Origin of the sequence: Sediminicoccus rosea, from assembly GCF_033547095.1 — a bacterium.
GTDB lineage: Bacteria > Pseudomonadota > Alphaproteobacteria > Acetobacterales > Acetobacteraceae > Roseococcus > Roseococcus rosea.
The window spans coordinates 5,035,805-5,052,727 of the sequence record NZ_CP137852.1 but is presented as its reverse complement, the minus strand read 5'-3'; the positions used below and the strand labels follow the sequence as shown (position 1 = coordinate 5,052,727).

Sequence of the window (16,923 nt, the reverse complement as noted above, 5' to 3'; positions counted from 1 at the left end):
TCGGAAGCCAGCATGTTCGAAGCGCGCGTCAAGGCCATCCTCGGCCCCACCAACACCGGCAAGACCCATCTCGCGATGGAGCGCATGCTCGCGCATTCCTCGGGGATCATCGGCTTCCCGCTGCGCCTCCTGGCGCGGGAAAACTATGATCGGATGGTGGCGCAGAAGGGCGAGAAGCACGTCGCCCTCATCACCGGCGAGGAGAAGATCGTCCCGCCCGAGGCCAAGTGGTTCGCCTGCACGGTCGAGGCCATGCCGCTGGACCGCAAGGTGGAATTCCTGGCGGTGGATGAGATCCAGCTCTGCGCCGACCCCGATCGCGGCCATATCTTCACAGACCGGCTGCTGCATGCGCGCGGCCTGGTCGAGACGATGTTCATGGGGGCGGAGACCATCCGCCCGCTGCTGCAGCGCCTGGTGCCGCAGGTCGAGATCGAGACGCGGCCGCGCCTCTCCAAGCTGGAATATGCCGGGCCCGCCAAGCTCACGCGCCTGCCCGCGCGCAGCGCCGTCGTCGCCTTCTCCGCCGGCGAGGTCTATGCGATCGCGGAAGCCATCCGCCGCCGGCGCGGCGGCTGCGCGGTGGTGATGGGCCGCCTCTCGCCCCGCACGCGCAACGCGCAGGTGAAGATGTACCAGGACCGCGAGGTGGATTTCCTCGTCGCGACCGACGCCATCGGCATGGGCCTGAACATGGATGTGGACCATGTGGCCTTCGCCAGCCTCAACAAGTTCGACGGCCATGCGCCGCGCCAGCTCACCCCGCAGGAGGCCGCGCAGATCGCCGGCCGCGCGGGCCGCGGCATGCGCGACGGCACCTTCGGTGTGACGGGCGAGTGCCCGCCCTTGCCGGAGGAGATGGTCGAGAAGATCGAAGGGCATCATTTCGAGCCCATCCAGGCCCTGGCCTGGCGCAACAGCGACCTCGACTTCTCCGGCATCGAGGCGCTGCTCGACAGCCTAGGCGCGCCGCCGCCCCAGCCCGGCCTCACCAAGGGCCATGACGCAACGGACCACATCACGCTGAGCCTGCTGGCGCGCGAGGAGGGCATCCGCCGCATGGCCTCCTCCCGCGCGCGGCTGCAGCTGCTGTGGGAGACCTGCCAGGTGCCGGATTTCCGCAAGCTGGCGGATGACACCCACACGCGGCTCTGCGCCAAGCTCTTCACGCATCTCTGCGAGGACGGGCACCTGCCGTCCGACTGGATCGCCTCGCAGATCGCCACCTGCACCAGCATCGAGGGCGACCTGGACACGCTGATGGCGCGCCTCGCCTCGATCCGCGTCTGGGCCTATGTCGCCGCGCGCGCCGACTGGGTGCGCGATGCCGCCACCCAGCAGGAAGCGGCCCGCGCCGCCGAGGATGCGGTGAGCGACGCGCTGCATGAGCGTCTGACCGCGCGCTTCGTGGACCGCCGCGCCGCCCACCTGATCCGCAGCCTCGACAACACCGAGGAGGAGCTGCTCAGCGCCGTCACGCGCCAGGGCGAGGTGGTGGTCGAGGGCCACAAGGTCGGCCGCGTCGTCGGCTTCGAATTCCAGCCCGAGCTGGGCGAGGGCGGCGAGGAGGAGAAGAAGCTCATCCTCCGCGCCGCGCGCCGCGCCCTGGTGCAGGAGATCCCGCGCCGGGTGGCGGCACTCGACATCGCCAAGACCGAGAGCTTCGGCCTGACCGCCGAGCACCGCGTCACCTGGGATGGGGCGGAGATCGCCCGCCTCAAGATGGGCAGCGAGCCGGGCAAGCCGCTGATCGAGGTGAAGGACAGCGAATTCCTCGACGGCCCGCAGCGCGAGCGCATCCGCGCGCGCCTCGCCGGCTGGATCGAGGGGGTGATCGCGAAGGACCTCGCCGCCATCGCCGCCATCGAGGCCAAGGCGGCGGAAGACAACACGCTGCGCGGCCCGGCCTTCCAGCTGCGCGAGACGCTGGGCCTGAAGCCCGGGGACACGCGCAACCATATCGGGCAGGAGCTGCGGACCAAGCTGAAGGGCATCGGCATCCGCGCCGGCCGCTTCGCGCTCTATGTGCCCGAGGCGCTGAAGCCGCGCCCCATGGCGCTGCGCGCGCAGATCTGGGCGCTGAGCTACGATGTGCCGACGCCGACGCTGCCCGCGCCGGGCCTCGTCTCCATCCCGAGCGATGGCGTCATGGCGCTCTCCTGGCCGCCGGGCTTCGCCGCCATGATGGGATGGGTGCCGGCCGGCCCCGTGCTGCTGCGCCTCGACGTGGCGGAGCGCGTGGCGGCGGAGCTCGGCTATCTGACGCGCCGCGCGCCGGCGCCGCTGCCACCCGAGATCCTGGGCCGATTTGGCATCAAGGGGGATGCGCTGGGCCCGGTGCTGGCTGAGCTCGGCTTCCGGCTGATCCCCTCCGAGCCGCTGGCCGAGGGCATGGAAGGCCCCGTGCTGCCGACGATGGTGGCCTGGGCGCGCCCCGCCCAGGGGCCGCGCCACAACCGCCAGGGCCGCCCGCAAGGCCCGCGCCGCGAAGGCCAGCGCCCGCAAGCGCCGCGCGCCGGGGGCGAGGCGCCGGCGGAAGGCGCCACGGCCGAAGGTGCCGAGGTCCGCGCCCCGCGCCGCGATGGCCCGCGCCGCGACCGTCAGCGCCACGGCGCCCCGCGCCCGGCCGAGGGCCAGCCCGCGGATGCGCCGCGTCCCGAGGGCGCGCGTCCGGAGGGCGAGCGCCCGCCGGGCCGGCGTGATGGCCCGCGCAAGGAAGGGTTCCGCAAGGACGGTCCGCGCCGCGACGGCCCGCCCCAGGGCGGGCATGGCGGCCGGGATGAGCGCAAGCGCGACGAAGGCCGCCGTGACGGTCCCCGCCCGGGCCGCGATCGCGACCGTGGGCCCGGCGGTCCGGAGACGCGAACCTTCCATGAGGACCGCCCCGCCAGCAAGGTGGAGGACAGCCCCTTCGCCGCGCTCATGAAGCTCAAGCTCAGATAACCCATGGAGGGGGGCGCGCCCTTCCTGCGTCTCGACGCCTGGCTCTGGCATGCGCGCCTGGCCCGGTCCAAGGCCGAATGCGCCGCGCTGATCGAGGGGGGCGGCTTCCGCCTCAACCGCCAGCCCGTCACCAAGGCGCATGCGCGCGTGCGGGTCGGGGATATCCTCACCTTTCCGCGCCATGGCGAGGTGCATGTCTGGCGCGTGCTGGAACTGGGCACGCGCCGCGGCCCGCCCGAGGAGGCGCGCGGCCTCTACGAGAAGATTTCAATCACGGAATGACAGGCCGGATGGCTGGACAATCCCGCGCGGGAGGGCCATTCCTAAGGCTCCTCGTCGCCATCGGGAGCTGTGTTTGTGACCTACGTCGTCACTGAAAACTGCATCAAGTGCAAGTACATGGACTGTGTGGAAGTCTGTCCCGTGGACTGCTTCTACGTCGGCGAGAACATGCTCGTGATCCATCCCGACGAGTGCATCGATTGCGGCGTCTGCGAGCCGGAATGCCCCGCCGAGGCGATCCTGCCGGACAGCGACGACAAGGCCACGCCCTGGGTCGAGCTGAACCGCAACTACGCCCAGTCCTGGCCGAACATCACCCGCAAGGGCGAGCCGCCGGCCGATGCCGATGAATGGAAGGACAAGCCCGGCAAGCGGGCCCTGCTGAGCCCCGAGCCCGGCAAGCCCTGAGCCGCGAGGCGGCCGGATGGGGGGCATCCTGCGCCGCCTTGCCCCGTCGGGCGTGACCAGGACCGGTTTTTGTGTTAGGCTTCAGCGCCGGAGACGTCGCTAGCCCTTGTTCCACCTGCTTCCGACCGGGCAGGGGCGCGCGTTCCGAACCTTTCCTCGGCATGCAGGAGCAAAGCGCCCCATGGCCTCGTCAGCAAAGCCCGCCAAGGCGAAAGCCAAGCCCGCCCGCGTGGCCAGCAAGCCGGCGGCCAAACCCGCGCCGAAGCCCTCCGCGAAGGCTGCCGCCAAGCCTGTGAAGAAGCCCGCCCCGAAGCCAGCGCCGAAGACCGCCGCCAAGTCCGCCCCGAAGCCGGCGGCCAAGCCCGCGCCCAAGGCGGCGAAGCCCGCTGCCAAGACGGCCCCGAAGCCAGCGCCGAAGCCCGCCGCCAAATCCGCGCCGAAGCCGGCCGCCAAGGCGAAGCCCGCGCCCGTCCCTGTCCTGGCCAAGCCTACCAAGGCCAAGCCGCCCACCCCTCCGGCCAAGGCCAGCCCGGCCCTGCCGCCCAAGCCCACCCCATCGGCGACCCCCGCCGTCTCCACCAGCAAGGCAACCTTACCTCCAGTGACCAAGAGCAAGGCCTCCGAGGCCAAGTCCACTCCGAAATCCGCGCCCGAGAAGGCGGCCCCGGCCAAGGCCGAGAAGCCGGCCGCCGTCGCCGAGGCGCCGCCGCCCGCCCCCGAGCCCGCCGCCGCCGGCCCGCGCCCCTCCATCGTGGTCGCGGCGCCGCCCAACATGCCGGTGCGGAACGCCACCAATCCCATGTCGCCCCGCCCGCCCATGGGGCGGCCCAACATGCCGCCCTCCTTCGCCGTCCGCAGCCCGGGCCGCCCCGGCTTCGCCGAGGGCCAGTCCACGCCGCCGCGCCCGCCCGGCCCCAAGGTCGAGTTCAAGGCCGGTGACCATGTCGTCTATCCGACGCATGGCGTCGGCACGGTGCAGGGCATCGAGGTGATCGAGGTGGCCGGCATGGACCACCACATGATCGTCGTCACCTTCGAGGAGAACCGGATGACGCTGCGCGTCCCGGTCAACAAGGTGCCCACGGCTGGCCTGCGCAAGCTCTTCACCCAGAAGGAGTTCGAGGCAGCGATCGACACGCTGAAGGGCCGCGCGCGCATCAAGCGCACCATGTGGTCCCGCCGCGCGCAGGAATACGAGGCGAAGATCAACAGCGGCGATCCCATCCAGATCGCGGAAGTGGTGCGCGACCTGCAGCGCAATGCCGGCCAGCCGGACCAGTCCTTCAGCGAACGCCAGATCTATGAGCAGGCGCTGGAGCGCCTGGCCGCCGAATACGCGGCCATCGAGAAGATCGACAAGCTCGCCGCCAGCGAGGCGCTGGTCGCCTTCGCCAAGTCCACGTGAGCGCGCAGGACAGTTCCACCATCGAAGAGGTCATCGCCGATCTCGAGGAGGGCTTCGCCCTCTTCGATGATTGGGAGGACCGCTACCGCTACCTGATGGACATGGGGCGCGAACTCGCACCCCTCGCGCCGGAGGAGATGGTGGAGGCCAACCGTGTCTCGGGCTGCCAGTCGCGTGTCTGGCTGGTGCCGCGCCTCGAGGGCGGGCGCGTGCATCTGCGCGCCGCGAGCGACGCCGCCTTCGTCCAGGGGCTGCTGGCACTGCTGCTGCGCGTGCTGGATGGCCGGCGCGCGGAGGAGATCCTGGCGACGGATGCGGGCTTCCTCACGCGGCTTGGCCTGGGCGAGCATCTCAGCCTCTCGCGCCGTAATGGCGTGATGGCGGTGCTGGCGCGCATCCAGGCGGCCGCCCGGGCAGCGGTCTAGGCTTTGCTGAGCGGCTGATCCGCCGCTTCGGCGATTCCGCCTCGGCGGATCAGGCCGGGCGCCGCGCCACCAGCAGCCGGTAATGCACCCAGCCCTCGGTCTGCAGACTTTCGAGCAGCAGGCCGCCGATCTCGGCCTCCGCCCGCACGCCGAGGCCGAGCCAACGCACCAGCCGGGACCGGTTCCGCACCGCGGCGAGCCGCGGTGCCACCTCGGCCATCCCGCGCACCTGGAGCAGAGGGTTCAGGTCCCGCTCGGCCACCAGGTCCAGCCCGGCGGCCCGCAGCGCCGTGACCCAGCCGGCGCGGTCGGGCGCCACCGGGCAGCGCCAATAGCGCTTGAACTGCGCGAGGCGTTGCGCGGGTTCCGGTGGCAGGCCGGGCTCTGGCATGTCGTCCACCACCAGCAGGTGGCCGCCCGGCGCCAGCTGCCGCGCGAGGCCGGCGAGCGTCGCCGCCGGGTCGGCGCTGTGGATCAGGCTCTCGATGCCGTAGATCAGGTCGAAGGGCCCCTCGGGCGGCGCGTCGTAGGATCGCACCTGGACCCGCACGCGCTCCGTCAGCCCCGCCGCCGCCAGCGCCGCATTGCCGCGCGCCGCCTGCTCGGGCGAGAGGGTCAGGCCGGTCCAGTCGCCGCCGAGCCGGGGCGCGAGGTCGAGCATGGTGGCGCCATAGCCGCAGCCGGCGTCGAGCACGCGCGGCTCCGCGGGCAGCGTCACCGCTGCCAGCATCAACCGGTGGATGACCAGCGGCGAGGGCGCGCCCCCTGCCGGGTCGGCCAGGGCACGGTGGACGGGATGCACGGCCTCGCCGGCCGCCCGGCGCTCCCGGTAGAAGGAGATGCCGTCGAGCCAGCGATAATAACGCTGCACGCGCCGCGCCTGGCGCTCGGATGCGGAGGACATGCGCGCGCTTTACGCGAAGTCACGCGGCTTGTCGCGCCCGGTGCAGCTGCGTGGCGAGGCGGCGCAGATCCTCTGCCGCGGGCGTGTTCGGGTGGCGCGTGAGCAGCGGCGCCTGGGCACGGATCGCGGCGGGGATGCGCGGATCGCGCCGGACCGAGCCCAAGAGCGCGAGGCCCTGGCCGAGGAAGCCGCGGCAGGCGGCATCCAGCGCCGCATGCACGCGCGCGGGCTGCGCGGCCATGTTCACCAGCAGCCCGGCCTGCGCTCCCGGCGCATCGCGCCGGTGCAGCTTCAGCACGGCATAGGCATCGGTCAGCGAGGTGGGTTCCTCGGTCGCCACGACGACGAGCTGGTCGGCCATCGCGGCCAGGCCGCGCTGCGCCGCGCCGATTCCCGCCCCCAGGTCCAGCACCACCCAATCCATTGGCAGGCCGCGCAGCATGGCCGTCACCTCGCGCGTCCCCGCGCCGTCGAGCGTGGCCAGCGCGGTGGAGCCGGAGCGGCCCGGCAGCACGGCGAAGCCCGCGGGGTGATGCACCAGGGCGGCCTCCGCCGTGCATCGCCCCGTCAGCACGTCGCCCAGGTCATGCCGGGGGTCGAGGCCGAGCTGCACATCCACATTGGCGAGGCCGAGATCGCCATCCACCAGCGCCACGCGGCCGCCCGATTCAGCGAGCGCCTGGGCGAGGCCGATGGCGAGGCAGGTCTTGCCGACGCCGCCCTTGCCAGAGGCGAGGGCGATGAGGCGGGGCGTGGTCATGCGCGGATCTCCCGGTCGGGGCCGCCGGCCAGGCGTGCGGCCAGCCAGGCGGGGGACAGAGGTTGCAGCCCATGCGCGACCTGCGGGCCGATGCCCGCCTCGGTCAGTGCAAGGCCGGTGCAGGCGGCGGCGAGCACGCCGCCCAGCCGCCGCGCCATGTCGAGCCGCGTCGGCAGCAGGTGCCGCGCGCCGAGCTGGTGGAAGGCGCGCGCGACCTCGGCGCTCTCCTCCGCGTCCATGCCGGCGGGCAGCACCAGGACGGGCGTCGCCTCGGCGGCGCGGATGAGGCGGTAGAGGCGCTCGGCCTGGGCTTCGTCGAAGGGATCGCAGCCAAAGCCGTCCACCAGGGCGAGCTGCCCCGGCGCGCGCGTCTGCAGCGCCTTGGCCAGCGCCTCCGGCACGGCGGCGACGGCCAGCGTCAGGCGCAGCAGGCGCGTGAAGGCGGCGAGCTGTTCCACCGCGCCGGCGCGCGCGCCATCGGCGGTGACGACGATGGGCGTGTGCCCCGCCATCTTCGCCCGTGCGGCGAGCTTGGCGCAGGTCAGCGTCTTGCCGGCGCCGGGTGGGCCGACCAGCAGCAGGGGGCGGTCCTCGGGCAGCGCCTCGAAGGCGAGGCGCGCCTCCAGCGCCGCCGCGAGGTCCGGCCCCGGGAAGACGCTGGAGAGACCGGGCCCGAGATTGTGCCGCGCGAGTTCGGAGGGCGGCGGCTCGGGCTCCGGTTCGATCAGCTCGGGCTCGGCCAGGTCGAGCGCGGCCGTGACCTCGACGCCGCCTGCGACCCGCCGGGTGCCGAGCACGACGGCCTCCTCGCCCAGCGCCTCGCGCACGGCGGCGAGGGCAAGGGTGGCGTTGCGTGCGTGAAAGACCCGCAGACGCATGGCTCAGACGCTGGCCAGGCTGCGGATGCGGACGCGCGGATGGATCTCCGCCTGGGAGAGCACGGGCGTGCTGGGCCGGAAGCGCTCGATGATGGCGCGCAAATGCGGGCGCAGCGCGCCGGAGCAGAGCAGCGCCGGGTGCTCGCCCTGCGCCGCCTGGGCGTCCAGCACGTCGCGCAGGCGCTGCATGAAGGCCTGCAGCCGCGCTGGCTCCATCGCCAATTGCCGGTCCTCCGGCGGGCCGGCGAGGGATTCGGTGAAGGCCGCTTCCCATTCGGGCGAGAGCATGACGATGGGCACGTAGCCCTGCGGCCCGCGCGCCGCCTCGGAGAGCTGGCGGGAGAGGCGCATGCGGACGATGCCCAGCATCTGCGGCAGCGAGCGCATGCCGGCCGCCGCCGCCTCCTGCAACCCTTCCAGGATGGTCGGCAGATCGCGGATGGAGACGCGCTCGGCCAGCAGGGCCTGGAGCAGGCGTTGCAGCAGGCCGATGCTCACCTGGGAGGGGATGAGATCCTGGACGAGCTTCTGCTGGTCGCGCGGGAGTTCGTCGAGCAGCTTCACCGTCTCGCTGTAGGAGAGCAGCTCGCTCATGTTCTCGCGCACCACCTCGGTCAGGTGCGTGGCGAGGACGCCAGCGCAATCCACCACGGTGCAGCCGCGCGCCAGCGCCTCTTCGCGCAGGGTTTCCTCGATCCAGAGGGCCGGCAGGCCGAAGGCGGGCTCGGTCGTCTTCTCGCCCGGCAGGTCGGGCAGGCCGCCCTCGGGGTTGATGGCGAGGTGGAGCGGCGGGCGCAGCGTGCCACGCACCGCCTCGATCTCCTTCACGCGGAGGATGTAGGTGTCAGGCGGCAGGTCGAGATTGTCCTGGATGCGGACGGAGGGCAGCACGAAGCCCATCTCCTGCGCGATGGCGCGGCGCAGGCCGCGGATCTGCTCGGTGAGGCGCGGCGCCTCGCCCGAGGCGAGCGAGAGCAGGCCATAGCCCAGCTCCAGCCGCAGCAGGTCCATCCGCAGCGCCTCGGCCACCGCGGGCTCGGTCGGGATGGGCGGCGGCTCCTCTGGCGTGGGCGGTGCGGCCAGGCTCGCCCGGCGCTGGAGCCAGGCGGCGGTGCCGGTGGCGCCGGCGATGACGAGGAAGGGCAGCAGCGGCATGCCCGGCATCACGCCCAGCACCACGGCCGAGGCCGAGGCGATGGCGAGCGGCTTCCAGCCGGTCAGCTCGCGCGCCATGAGCTGGTCGGCCTGCTCGTCCTTCGCGGCCTTCGTGACGACGATGGCGGCGGCGACGCTGACCAGAAGGGCCGGGATCTGGCCCACCAGGCCATCGCCCACGGTCAGGATGGAATAGGTCTCGACCGCGTCGCCGAAGCTCATCCCGTGCCGGCCAAGGCCGATGGCGAGCCCACCCAGCAGGTTGATGAAGGTGGAGATCAGCCCCGCGATGGCGTCGCCCTTCACGAATTTCGAGGCACCGTCCATCGCGCCGTGGAAGCTGCTCTCCTCCTGGAGTTCGCGGCGGCGCAGGCGGGCCTGCGCCTCGTCGATCGTGCCGGCGGAGAGGTCGGCATCGATCGCCATCTGCTTGCCGGGCATGGCGTCCAGGTGGAAGCGCGCCGCCACCTCGGCGATGCGGCCGGCCCCTTTCGAGACCACAACATGGTTCACGATGAGCAGGATGGCGAAGACGATCATGCCCACCAGGATGTCGCCCGCCATCAGGAAGTTGCCGAAGGCGGCGATGACGCCGCCCGCCGCCTCCGGCCCCTCATGCCCATTGGCCAGGATGGCGCGGGTGGTGGCGACGTTGAGGCCCAGGCGGAACAAGGTCGTGATCAGCAACAGCTGCGGGAAGGACTGGAAGTCGAGCGGCCGCGTGAGCAGCAGCGCGACCATGAGCATGAGCACCGAGACCACGATGTTCAGCGCGAGCGCCGCGTCGAGCAGAACGGCCGGCAGCGGCACGATCAGGATGACCATGACGAGCATGACGCCGGCCACCAGCATCACCTCGGAGGAGAGGCGAAGGTTGCGCAGCCACGCGGGGAGGGTGGCGGCGTTCACGCGACGCGCCAGCTCTCGGGCAGCTGCCCGGGGGCGAGCGGCACGGCGACTCCCTGGCCGCGATACTCGGCCAGCTTGTTGCGCAGCGTGCGGATCGAGATGCCGAGGATTTCCGCCGCGCGGGTGCGGTTGCCGAGGCAACGGCCCAGCGTCTCCAGGATGAGCTCGCGCTCCACCTCCTCCATGCGGCGGCCGACCAGGGCGGCGATGGGATCGGCGGGTGGCGGCGCGGCTACTGGGGCCACGCCCGTCGTCACGCTGGCGGGCGGCGCATGCCCCAGCTCGATGGCCTCCGCGCCGATCTCCCGGCCGCTGGCGAGCAGCACGGCGCGGTGCAGCGCGTTCTCCAGCTCACGCACGTTGCCGGGCCAGGGATGCGCCATCAGCCGCGCGGTCGCGGCGGGCGAGAGGGGGCGCGCGGGCAGGCCGTTGGCCGCCGCATAGCGCGCGGCGAAATGCTCGGCGAGTGGCAGGATGTCGCCCGCGCGCTCGCGCAGCGGCGGGATGCGAAGCTGCACGACATTCAGGCGGAAATAGAGATCCTCGCGGAAGCGGCCGGCGCGCACCTCGGCCTCGAGGTCACGGTTGGTGGCGGCGAGAATGCGCACATCCACCTTCACCGGCTGGGTGCCGCCGAGCTTGTCCACCTCGCGCTCCTGGATGGCGCGCAGCAGCTTGGATTGCAGCCGCACATCCATCTCGCCGATCTCGTCCAGCAGCAGCGTGCCGCGGTCGGCCTGCTCGAACTTGCCCTTGCGGGCGGCGACCGCGCCGCTGAAGGCGCCGCGCTCATGCCCGAAGAGCTCGCTCTCCAGCAGCGCCTCCGGGAGGGCCGCGCAGTTGAGCGCGACGAAGGGGCCGCGCGCCCGGCGCGAGGCGGCATGGATGTGGCGCGCCAGCACCTCCTTGCCGGTGCCGCTCTCACCGGTGATGAGCACCGAAGCCTCGGCGCGGGCGAGCTGCCCCGCACGGGCGAGCAGCGCCTGCATCACTGCGTCGCGACCGATGGGCGCCTCGTGCTCCGCCGTCACCGCCTGGAGCATGGCGGCGATCAGCTCCGCCTCGGGCGGCAGGGGCAGGAATTCGCGCGCACCGGCGCGGATGGCGCGCAGCACGGAATCCGCATCGGCATTGCGGCCGCAGGCGATGAGCGGGGTTGCGATGCGCTCCTCGGCCAGGCGTTCCAGCAGCCAGGGCAGGTCATGCGCCGCATCGGCGAGGATCAGGTCCGCCCCCGCGCCGCGCAGCCGCTCCAGCGCCGCGGTCACGCCTTCCACCTGGGTGAGCTGCGCGCCGCGCGCGGCGGCGATGCGGGCCGCATGGCCCAGCTCGCCCCCCAGCGAACCGAGGATCAGGAGGCGCGTCATGTGGCGCGGTCCGCCTTCACGATCTCGGTCATGGTGATGCCGAGGCGGTTGTCCTCCACCATCACCACCTCGCCGCGCGCGACGAGGCGGTTGTTCACGTAGATGTCCACCGCCTCGCCGAGCTTGCGGTCCAGCTCGACCACGGCGCCGCGGCCGAGCTTGAGCAGCTGGCTCACCTGCATGGTGGCGCGGCCGAGCACGGCACTGACCTGCACCGGGATGTCATAGACCGCCTCCAGGTCGCGCGGCGGGGGTGGCGCGCGCTCGCCATCCGCGGGGGCACCCGGCGTGGTCGGGATAAAGTCTTCCGTCGCGTCGCTCATGCGGCCTCCTGCCGGTTCTCAGTCCTATTCAACAAGCTGGTCATCCTTGCCTTCGGAGAGCTGGATCTGCCCCTGCGCCGCGAGGTCCTTGGCGGCGGCGACGACGGCGGCCTGCGCCTCGTCCACGTCCTTGAGGCGCACGGGGCCGAGGGCGGCGATGTCGTCGCGCAGCAGCTTGGCCGCGCGCTCGGTCATGTTGCGGAAGAAGAGGTCGCGCATCTCCTCCGCCGCGCCCTTCAGCGCCAGCGTCAGGCGCTCCTTCTCGACCGAGCGAAGCAGCAGCTGAAGCCCGGCGGGGTCCAGGCGCTTCAGGTCGTCGAAGGTGAACATCAGCGAGCGGATGCGCTCCGCCGCCTCGAAGTTGCGCTCCTCCAGCGCGGCCATGAGGCGCGCTTCCGCCTGGCGGTCGAGGCCGTTGAAGATGTTGGCCATCATCTCGTGCGCGTCGCGACGCTGCGTCCGCGCGAGGTTGGACATGAACTCCATCTTCAGCGTGCGCTCCACGCCGTCCAGCGCCTCTTTCTGCACGTTCTCCATGCGCAGCATCCGCATCACCACCTCCATCGCGAAGCCTTCGGGCAGGATGGCGAGGACGCGCGCCGCGTGGTCGGGCTTCACCTTGCTGAGCACCACGGCGACGGTCTGCGGGTATTCGTTCTTCAGGTAGTTCGCCAGCACCGTCTCGTTCACGTTGCCGAGCTTGTCGAAGATGGTGCGGCCGGCCGGGCCGCGGATCTCCTCCATGATCTGCGTCACGCGCTCGGGCGGCAGGGTCCGCAGCAGCATGCGCTCGGTGCTCTCATAGGAGCCGACGAGGCTGCCCGCCTGGCCGATCTGGCCCGCGAATTCCTCGCAGATCGCCTCCACCGTCTCGGCCGGGATGCTGCCGAGCTGCGACATGGCGTGGGAGAGATCGCGGATCTCGTCCTCGTGCAGCCGCTCGAAGAAGCGGGTCGCGTGTTCCTCGCCCAGGGCCAGCATCAGGATGGCGGCCTTCTGGGTTCCCGCGATGCGCTTGCGTCCGCTCACGTGTCATCCTCCGGTGTGAGCCAGCGGCGGACCGCCAGCAGGGATTCGTCCGGGTAGGCCTCCACCAGGCTGGTGATGCGCGCGATGGAGGAGCTGCGAAGCTGGCCCTGGACATGCGCGAGGTTCATCATCTGCTCCTCGCCCGCGCCGCCTTCCGCGCCGAGCAGCCCGGCCGGCCGCTCGCCCGGGGGCAGGGCCGGGTCGCCCGGCTGGCCCGGCAGCGCGGCGCCGCCCTCGCCGGTGATCGCGGCGCCCGCCACGCCGCCGCCCGCCCCGGCCAGCGCCGGCGTGGGGTTCAGCGAGAGCGAGAGCTTCCGCGCCACCGGCCGCGCCACCAGCAGCAGCGTCAGCAGGATCAGCACGCCGATCACCGCCGTCTCCAGCAGCCGCGCCAGCACCGCCTGCGGAATGTCGAGGCCGAGCCAGCCCGCCTCGCGCGGCGCCTCCTCCGGCTCCGCGAAGCGCATGGAGACGACCTCCACGCGGTCGCCGCGCTGCTCGTTGAAGCCGACCGCGTTCCGCACCAGGCCGGCGATGCGGCCGATCTCCTCGGGCGTGCGCTCGCGCTTGGCGGTGGTGCCGTCGGGCTGCGCCTCGGTCACGCCGTCCACCAGCACGGCGACGGTGAGGCGCCGCGTGACGGGATGCTCGCGCAGCACGTTGCGGAGGGTGCGGCCGATCTCGAAATTCGTGGTCTCTTCCTGGCGGCTTTCCTGATTCCCATTGCCGCCGCCGCCGGGTTCCGCGCCGGGCAGGTTGTTGCCGACGCCGACCGGCCCGCCCTCGATGCTGCGGCTCGTCTCGTTGCTGGACTGCGTGCTGCGCGCCACCTGGTTCTCGGGGTCGAAGCGCTCCTCTCGGGTCTCGACGCGATCGAAATCCATTTCGAGCGCGACTTCAGCGCGGACGCGGCCCGGGCCCAGCACGCGCTCCAGCATCTCCTCCACGGCGCGGGAGAGGCGTGCCTCCTGCCCGCGGCGGAGTTCCTCCTGCGTCTGCGCGCCCGCCGGGCCGCTCAGCGCCTGGCCGCCGCGCGCCAGCAATTCGCCGCGGCTGTCCACGATGGAGACGTTCTGCGGCCGCAGCCCGGGCACGGCGGCGACGACGAGGTGGAGCACCGCCTGCACGCCCTCGCGGTCCAGCCGCTGCGCGCCCTGCATGGTGAGCAGCACGCTCGCCTGCGCCTCGGCCCGCTCGCGCGAGAAGGCCTCGCGGCGGGGCAGCACGAGATGCACACGCGCCGCGCGCACGCCGCTGAGGGCGCGGATGCTGCGCGCCAGCTCGCCCTCCATTGCGCGCAGGCGGTTCATCTCCTGCTGGAAGGGCGTGGTGGTCAGGCTCTCATTGCGGTCGAACAGCTCATTGCCGATGGAGCCGCCGGCAGGCAGGCCCTCGCGCGCCAGGGCGAGGCGCAGCCGCGGCACATCCTCGGCCGGCACCAGCACCTGCGTGCCGCCGGCGGCGAGGCGATAGGGCACGCGCTGGCGTTCGAGCGCGGCGACCACCGCACCCGCATCGCGCGTCTCGAGGTCGCCATAGAGCAGGCCCATCGGCGGCGTTCCCGCCCGCAGCACGAGAAAGCCGATCAGGCCGAGAACCCCGAGGCCGACGCCGGCCAGGGCGATCAGCTGGACCCGGCCCAGGGCGCGCAGCTGGCCGATCAGGTTTTGCATGGCACCATCCGACGCGGCGCGCTGCACACCAACATGCAAATTCTCCCGGAGGCTCATCCTGTGCCCTGGGCAGAACTTGCCGCACCCCCTCTTGCGAAAGGCTTAACGCCCGGCGTTCAAAGCGAAATCACGCTCAATTCGCCGCCAGGCCGCGCAGCTTGTCGAAGTTCACCGAGAGCGCGCCGAGGCCGAGCCGCACCTCGCCTTCGCTGCGGTCCACCGCCGTTGCGCGCGCCAGCACGCCGGCGCTGATCGTCACCGTCCCGCCATCGGCGCCGATGCCGCGGATGGCGAAGCGATAGGCGCCGTCGGCCAGTTGCGTGCCGGCGGCATCGCGCCCGTCCCAGCTCCAGTTCGTGGGCGTCGTGCCCAGCGGCACCTCGGCGCTGCGCAGCGTCCGGCCGCTCGCATCCATCACCGTGACGAGCGCGCGCCGGGCCTCGCCCGCCGCCGGCAGGCGCAATTGCGCCTGGCCGCCCTGCAGCGAGAGGCGGTCGCTCTCCACTTCCACCACGCGGCCCATCAGCGGCGCGGCGGAGACGAGCTGGTTGCCCTGCTCCACGCTCAGCAGCCGCTCGAGATTCGTGTTCACCTTGATCTGCTGCTCGACGGTGGCGAACTGCACCAGCTGCTGCGTCATCTGGTTCGCGTCCATCGCATTGGTGGGGTCCTGGTTCTGCAGCTGCGTCGTCAGCAGCGTCAGGAAGGTGTTGAAGTCCGAGCCGATGCCGGTGGTCGGCGCGGTGCGCGCCGCCGTCCCTCCGGTCGCGGGCTGGGTGCTGCCGATGCTGCCGCTCATGCGCTGGTCTCCGTCACGTCAGATGTTGAGGTCGAGAAGCCCGCGCTGGATGCGGGCAGGGGTGGCTTCGGCGAGGGCCGGGCCCGTCATGCGGCCCATGCCGCGCGCCGCCGCGCCGCTGCGTGCCTCATCGCGCGGGCGCTGCTCGCGCTCGCCGGAAGAGGTGCCGAGCGAGAACTCGATGCCCTTCGCCTCCACGCGCAGCCCCGCATCCGCCAGGCCGCGATCCAGCTCCTGCCGGTCGCGCAGCAGCAGGGCCAGCGTCTCTGGCCGTTCGGCGATGATGCGGACGGCATGCGCCTCGCCTTCGCGGTGCACCCGGATCTCGACGCGGCCCAATTCGAAAGGCTCCAGGCTGAGCTGGAAGCCGCCCGCGCCGGTGGGCGCGAAGGCGAGGGCGACGGCGATGGGCGCCACCTGCCGCATGGCCGGCGGTGGTTGCGGTGGTGCGGGGGGCGGTGCCTCGGCCGCACGCGTCGCCTGCGGCGTGAACTCGCCGGTGAGGAGGGTGGGTTCAGGCGCGAGGTGCAGCGGCGTGGGTTGCGGCGTGGTCGAAGCCGCCTCCTTCGGGACGATGCCGGCCGGCGTGCTGAGCGCCAGAGTGGCCGTTGCCGGCGTGGGGGGCGCCTCGGCCTCCATGGTGCCAGCCGGCCCCGGCGCTGGCAGGGCCTCTGGCGCATCATCCGCCGTGCCTGGGCTGGGCGTGGTGGCTGGGGCCGGAACCGCACCCGGGGCAGGGGCTGGCATGGCGGCACGCGGGCCGGGTTTCGGCGCTGCGCTCGCCTCGCCCGGCAGGGCCAGCTCCGCGGCGGCCAGGCCCTCGGTCTCGGCCGGTTGCGCATCGGGTGGCGGCGCGGGCATGGGGGCTCCGGCGCGTGGCGCCAGGGCCACGACCATGGCGGGCGGCATTGTCTCCTGCATGCTGCCGGGCGGGATCACGGGCGGGATGGCGGGGAGGGGCTGCGCTTGCCCCAGGGCGGGCAGCGCCGGGGCCTCCACCTCCGACGGGCTCGGCTCCTCCGCGCGGGGCTCGTCCGGTGGGGCCGGTTCCGGCGCCGCCTCTGTCTCGAGCGGCGCGGCAATGGGCGGGGGGGCCGCTTCGGAGGGAAGGCTCAACTCGGCCATCTGCGGGGCCTGGAGCTCCGGCGCCACAAGGGGCGGCGCGACCTCGGCCGGTCCCGGCGGCGGCGCCGTGATGGTCGGGAGGCGGGGCGGCACGGGTGGCGGTGCCGTGTCGGGCGCCTCGGTGGATGTGGGCTCAGGTGTCGGTCCGGCCTGCGGCGTCACCGGCAGGGCGGGAAGCCCCGCCATGGCCTGTGGCGGGGTCGGCAGCATGGCAATTTCCGGCGCGGCCGGGGCAGGCCCGGGCAACAGCGCGGCCTGCGGCATCGCGACGGGGAGCGCCGGTGTCGCCTGCGGCATGGGAAGCACGGCCGCGATCTCCGGTGCGGCCGGGACGGGCGTGGGTGTCACCAGCGGGAGGGAAGGCGGCGGTGGTGCGAGCAGCGCCGCGCTGCGGTTCAACACCTCCTGGAAGCCGGCCTCCATGCCCGGCTCGGCGGGGATGGGCGGCGCGCCCATCGCGAGTACGGGCGCCGGGCCGATGGCGGATGCGCCCTCCATGCCGGTCTCTCCTCCATCCCGCGCCAGGCGGGCCCCATGC

The 16,923-nt window shown here is 72.8% G+C and carries 16 protein-coding genes; 5 read left to right on the top strand and 11 right to left on the bottom strand.

The annotated features are described in order from the left end of the window. Positions 1–12 precede the first annotated feature (12 nt). The 3 genes from R9Z33_RS24325 (at position 13) to fdxA (ending at position 3,633) form a co-directional block, all read left to right on the top strand. A complete protein-coding gene (locus R9Z33_RS24325; RefSeq protein ID WP_318649169.1) occupies positions 13–2,943 on the top strand; it encodes a helicase-related protein in 2,931 nt (976 codons plus the stop codon). 3 nt (positions 2,944–2,946) lie between these two features. Beyond that, a complete protein-coding gene (locus tag R9Z33_RS24320; RefSeq protein ID WP_318649168.1) occupies positions 2,947–3,225 on the top strand; it encodes an RNA-binding S4 domain-containing protein in 279 nt (92 codons plus the stop codon). Between the two features lie 75 nt (positions 3,226–3,300). After that, positions 3,301–3,633: a ferredoxin FdxA gene (fdxA, locus tag R9Z33_RS24315; RefSeq protein WP_318651698.1), complete on the top strand. Its 333-nt coding sequence runs from the start codon at positions 3,301–3,303 to the stop codon at positions 3,631–3,633. A gap of 99 nt (positions 3,634–3,732) precedes the next feature. Here the strand turns inward: fdxA and R9Z33_RS24310 are convergent, their stop codons facing one another. Then, positions 3,733–4,218: a hypothetical protein gene (locus R9Z33_RS24310; protein ID WP_318649167.1), complete on the bottom strand. Its 486-nt coding sequence runs from the start codon at positions 4,216–4,218 to the stop codon at positions 3,733–3,735. A gap of 16 nt (positions 4,219–4,234) precedes the next feature. On the opposite strand from R9Z33_RS24310, the gene R9Z33_RS24305 reads away from it, so the two are divergent. Both R9Z33_RS24305 and R9Z33_RS24300 read left to right on the top strand, forming a co-directional pair. Then, positions 4,235–5,038, top strand: coding sequence for a CarD family transcriptional regulator (locus R9Z33_RS24305; RefSeq protein WP_318649166.1), 804 nt, complete (start codon positions 4,235–4,237; stop codon positions 5,036–5,038). Then, the gene (locus tag R9Z33_RS24300) at positions 5,035–5,463 is read left to right on the top strand and encodes a SufE family protein (protein WP_318649165.1); all 429 of its coding nucleotides are present in this window, start codon (positions 5,035–5,037) and stop codon (positions 5,461–5,463) included. The genes R9Z33_RS24305 and R9Z33_RS24300 overlap by 4 nt, the downstream gene beginning before the upstream one ends. Before the next feature lie 49 nt (positions 5,464–5,512). Here R9Z33_RS24300 and R9Z33_RS24295 read toward each other — a convergent pair whose 3' ends face one another. The 10 genes from R9Z33_RS24295 to R9Z33_RS24250 form a co-directional block, all read right to left on the bottom strand. Then, positions 5,513–6,367, bottom strand: a complete 855-nt coding sequence (locus R9Z33_RS24295; protein ID WP_318649164.1) for a methyltransferase domain-containing protein — start codon at positions 6,365–6,367, stop codon at positions 5,513–5,515. A 19-nt stretch (positions 6,368–6,386) separates the two neighbouring features. Then, entirely contained in the window at positions 6,387–7,127 is a 741-nt protein-coding gene (locus R9Z33_RS24290) for a nucleotide-binding protein (RefSeq protein WP_318649163.1), read from the bottom strand. Further along, the gene (locus R9Z33_RS24285; RefSeq protein ID WP_318649162.1) at positions 7,124–8,005 is read right to left on the bottom strand and encodes a flagellar biosynthesis protein FlhF; all 882 of its coding nucleotides are present in this window, start codon (positions 8,003–8,005) and stop codon (positions 7,124–7,126) included. Before R9Z33_RS24285 ends, R9Z33_RS24290 begins: the two co-directional genes overlap by 4 nt. 3 nt (positions 8,006–8,008) lie before the next feature. Further along, positions 8,009–10,069, bottom strand: coding sequence for a flagellar biosynthesis protein FlhA (gene flhA, locus R9Z33_RS24280; RefSeq protein WP_318649161.1), 2,061 nt, complete (start codon positions 10,067–10,069; stop codon positions 8,009–8,011). Beyond that, the gene (locus tag R9Z33_RS24275; RefSeq protein WP_318649160.1) at positions 10,066–11,436 is read right to left on the bottom strand and encodes a sigma-54 dependent transcriptional regulator; all 1,371 of its coding nucleotides are present in this window, start codon (positions 11,434–11,436) and stop codon (positions 10,066–10,068) included. The genes flhA and R9Z33_RS24275 overlap by 4 nt, the downstream gene beginning before the upstream one ends. After that, the gene (gene fliN / locus R9Z33_RS24270; protein ID WP_318649159.1) at positions 11,433–11,759 is read right to left on the bottom strand and encodes a flagellar motor switch protein FliN; all 327 of its coding nucleotides are present in this window, start codon (positions 11,757–11,759) and stop codon (positions 11,433–11,435) included. Before fliN ends, R9Z33_RS24275 begins: the two co-directional genes overlap by 4 nt. 24 nt (positions 11,760–11,783) lie before the next feature. Further along, the gene (gene fliG, locus R9Z33_RS24265) at positions 11,784–12,788 is read right to left on the bottom strand and encodes a flagellar motor switch protein FliG (protein WP_318649158.1); all 1,005 of its coding nucleotides are present in this window, start codon (positions 12,786–12,788) and stop codon (positions 11,784–11,786) included. Further along, a complete protein-coding gene (fliF, locus tag R9Z33_RS24260; protein WP_318649157.1) occupies positions 12,785–14,461 on the bottom strand; it encodes a flagellar basal-body MS-ring/collar protein FliF in 1,677 nt (558 codons plus the stop codon). Before fliF ends, fliG begins: the two co-directional genes overlap by 4 nt. Before the next feature lie 133 nt (positions 14,462–14,594). Next, entirely contained in the window at positions 14,595–15,260 is a 666-nt protein-coding gene (locus tag R9Z33_RS24255) for a flagellar hook assembly protein FlgD (protein WP_318649156.1), read from the bottom strand. An 18-nt stretch (positions 15,261–15,278) separates the two neighbouring features. Continuing rightward, a complete protein-coding gene (locus R9Z33_RS24250; RefSeq protein WP_318649155.1) occupies positions 15,279–16,883 on the bottom strand; it encodes a flagellar hook-length control protein FliK in 1,605 nt (534 codons plus the stop codon). Between the last annotated feature and the right edge of the window lie 40 nt (positions 16,884–16,923).

Bases quoted from the DNA above. Each gene is read 5' to 3' on its own strand.
- R9Z33_RS24325 (WP_318649169.1), top strand. From the start codon at position 13: ATGTTCGAAGCGCGCGTCAAGGCCATCCTCGGCCCCACCAACACCGGC.
- R9Z33_RS24320 (WP_318649168.1), top strand. From the start codon at position 2,947: ATGGAGGGGGGCGCGCCCTTCCTGCGTCTCGACGCCTGGCTCTGGCAT.
- R9Z33_RS24295 (WP_318649164.1), bottom strand. From the start codon at position 6,367: ATGTCCTCCGCATCCGAGCGCCAGGCGCGGCGCGTGCAGCGTTATTAT.
- R9Z33_RS24290 (WP_318649163.1), bottom strand. From the start codon at position 7,127: ATGACCACGCCCCGCCTCATCGCCCTCGCCTCTGGCAAGGGCGGCGTC.
- R9Z33_RS24285 (WP_318649162.1), bottom strand. From the start codon at position 8,005: ATGCGTCTGCGGGTCTTTCACGCACGCAACGCCACCCTTGCCCTCGCC.
- R9Z33_RS24275 (WP_318649160.1), bottom strand. From the start codon at position 11,436: ATGACGCGCCTCCTGATCCTCGGTTCGCTGGGGGGCGAGCTGGGCCAT.
- fliN (WP_318649159.1), bottom strand. From the start codon at position 11,759: ATGAGCGACGCGACGGAAGACTTTATCCCGACCACGCCGGGTGCCCCC.
- fliF (WP_318649157.1), bottom strand. From the start codon at position 14,461: ATGCAAAACCTGATCGGCCAGCTGCGCGCCCTGGGCCGGGTCCAGCTG.
- R9Z33_RS24255 (WP_318649156.1), bottom strand. From the start codon at position 15,260: ATGAGCGGCAGCATCGGCAGCACCCAGCCCGCGACCGGAGGGACGGCG.
- R9Z33_RS24250 (WP_318649155.1), bottom strand. From the start codon at position 16,883: ATGGAGGGCGCATCCGCCATCGGCCCGGCGCCCGTACTCGCGATGGGC.